General features: G+C 74.5%; 3 protein-coding genes. All 3 read left to right on the top strand.

Translation table 11 applies throughout. The annotated features are described in order from the left end of the window. The first annotated feature begins 45 nt into the window (after nucleotides 1-45). On the top strand, nucleotides 46-1,209 hold the full coding sequence (wecB, locus tag AB0G02_RS36345) for a UDP-N-acetylglucosamine 2-epimerase (non-hydrolyzing) (RefSeq protein ID WP_360803864.1): 1,164 nt from the start codon (nucleotides 46-48) through the stop codon (nucleotides 1,207-1,209). A gap of 137 nt (nucleotides 1,210-1,346) precedes the next feature. Further along, a complete protein-coding gene (locus AB0G02_RS36340) occupies nucleotides 1,347-2,006 on the top strand; it encodes a hypothetical protein (protein ID WP_360803861.1) in 660 nt (219 codons plus the stop codon). Between the two features lie 104 nt (nucleotides 2,007-2,110). After that, a partial coding sequence (locus AB0G02_RS36335) for a hypothetical protein (protein ID WP_360803867.1) occupies nucleotides 2,111-2,175 on the top strand: 65 nt, incomplete at its 3' end.

Raw genomic sequence — 2,175 nt, 5'->3', positions numbered from 1 at the left:
CGCCCTCCGGGGCACCGCACCCCTGTCCGTCGAGGAGGGAGCAAGGTGAAGGAAGTCGTGCTGCTCGCGGGCACCCGACCCGAAGCGGTGAAGATCGCACCGGTGGCCCTGGCGCTGGCCGACCACCCGGTGCTCCGGCCGGTGATCGTCCGGAGTGGACGGGACGCGGGCGTGGTGGAGCAGTCGCTGCGCTCGTTCGGCCTGGCCGCGACCGTCGAGCTGGACGTGCCGGGCCGCACCGGCGGTCCGGCGGGGCTGCCCGCCCGCCTGGTCGCGCAGTTCGACCGGGTGCTGCACCGGCGCGACCCGGCCGTCGTCCTCGTGCAGGGCGGCACGACGACCGCGCTGGCCGGCGCGCTCGCCGCGTTCTGGCGCGGCATCCCGGTGGCGCACCTCGACGCCGGCCTGCGCGCGGGCGACCTCGCCGGGCCGTTCCCCGAGGAGGGCACCCGGCAGCTGATCGCCCGGATTGCGACCCTGCACCTCGCGCCGACCGACGACGCCGCGGCGGCGCTCCTGGCCGAGGGCATGGTCGACCGGCGGATCGTGGTCACCGGGAACACCGTGGTCGACGCCGTGCAGCGGGTGGCCGCCGCCGACCTGCCCGCCCGCCACCCCGACCTCGCGCTGCTGGAACGCGTGCTCGACGAGCGCTCCGAGCGCCTGGTGCTGGTGACCGTGCACCGGCGCGAGTCGTGGGGCCGTCCGCTGGACCGCGTGCTGCACGCCGTGCGCGCGATCGTCGACCGGCACCCCGACGTGCGCGTGCTGCTGCCCGTCCACCCGGACCCGCGGCTGCGCGCGGCGGCACGGGACGCGCTCGGCGGCCACGAGCGGATCGTGGTCACCGGGCCGTTGGACTACTCCGACTTCGTGCGCGCGCTGCGCCGGGCCGCGCTGGTGCTCACCGACTCCGGCGGCGTCCAGGAGGAGGCGCCCACGTTCGGCGTGCCGGTGCTGGTGCTGCGGGACACCGCCGAGCGGGTCGCCGCGGTGGACGCGGGGTGCGCGTGGCTCGTCGGCACCGACCCGATCCGGATCGTGGCCGAGGCGGGCTGGGTGCTCGGCTCCCGGCTGCGCCTGCCGCTGGGGCACAACCCGTTCGGCGACGGCCGCGCCGCGTCCCGGGTGCGCGGGGCGTTGGAACGACTCGTGGGTCTGCCGGGTGACTTCTCCACCGCGTCGCTGCCGCTGCGCATCCCGTGCTGAAGAGGCCCCGCCACCGGTCACTCGATCGGGTATCGCTTTTTCCTCTTGTGGGTGATGTGCGCCCGAGATCATCTACCAGCGCCGGCGCGGGCTCGATAGTCGTCTCGTCGGGGGAACAGCAGAAGGGCATCGACAAGATGAAGCAGATCGGAGCGCGCCGGGTCGTGGCTGTGACCGCGGCGCTCGTGCTCGGCCTGGTCGTCGCGCCACCGGCGTGGGCGGCCAACCCGGCGGGGGTGGCGTCGGTCGGCTCCGCCGCGTTCGGCAAGGCCGGCACGCAGGTCAGCGTGCCGCCGCTGGCGCCGTGCGCGGTGGACGGCACGACGACGAACTCGTCCGAGGCGGTGACGCGCACGGGCGTCCGGTTCGGCCCCGGCACGTCGTCGTGCACCCGGGAGGTCGTGGACCCGGCGAACAACACGACCAGGACCAGGTCGGAGGCGATCGGCTCGGACTTCGAGCTGTCCGCCCTGATGTCGGTGGGCGGGCCGCGGCTGCGCGTGGCGAAGTGGAAGCTCGCCTGCACGGGCACCGAGTCCGGCACGAACGCGGGCTGGGCGGCGGACGGCCTGCAGGGCTTCACCGGGCTGCCGGACCAGATCCCGACGAACCACGTGCACGAGGTGAAGGCGGCCGACGGCACGGTGCTGGCCACCGCGACGTTCGGCGAGACGACGTTCCCGGAGCCGAACGACGGCGGCATCGCGATGAACCTCATGCACCTGCGGTTCACCCCCGCCTCCACCCTCACCGGCGAGGTGGTCGTGGGCGCCACCGCCTGCTCACCGACCCCCTGACCCGCGCCGAACCCCTCGCGCGTCCTACCTCCGGACCGCGAGAGTCCTACGTTCGGAACGCGAGAGTCCAACGCTCAGAGCACCTGAGTTGAACGCTCGGCGACATCCTCGGCCACGAGCCGATGGGCATCGTCGAGGAGGTCGGTTCGGCGGTCACCGCGGTCAAGCC

The sequence above is a fragment of the Actinosynnema sp. NPDC023658 genome (genome assembly GCF_040639995.1).
Taxonomy (GTDB): Bacteria; Actinomycetota; Actinomycetes; order Mycobacteriales; family Pseudonocardiaceae; genus Actinosynnema.
Note: the sequence above shows the minus strand (reverse complement) of the source record. Positions and strands in the feature narration are given on the sequence as shown.

Bases quoted from the DNA above. Each gene is read 5' to 3' on its own strand.
- AB0G02_RS36340 (WP_360803861.1), top strand. From the start codon at position 1,347: ATGAAGCAGATCGGAGCGCGCCGGGTCGTGGCTGTGACCGCGGCGCTC.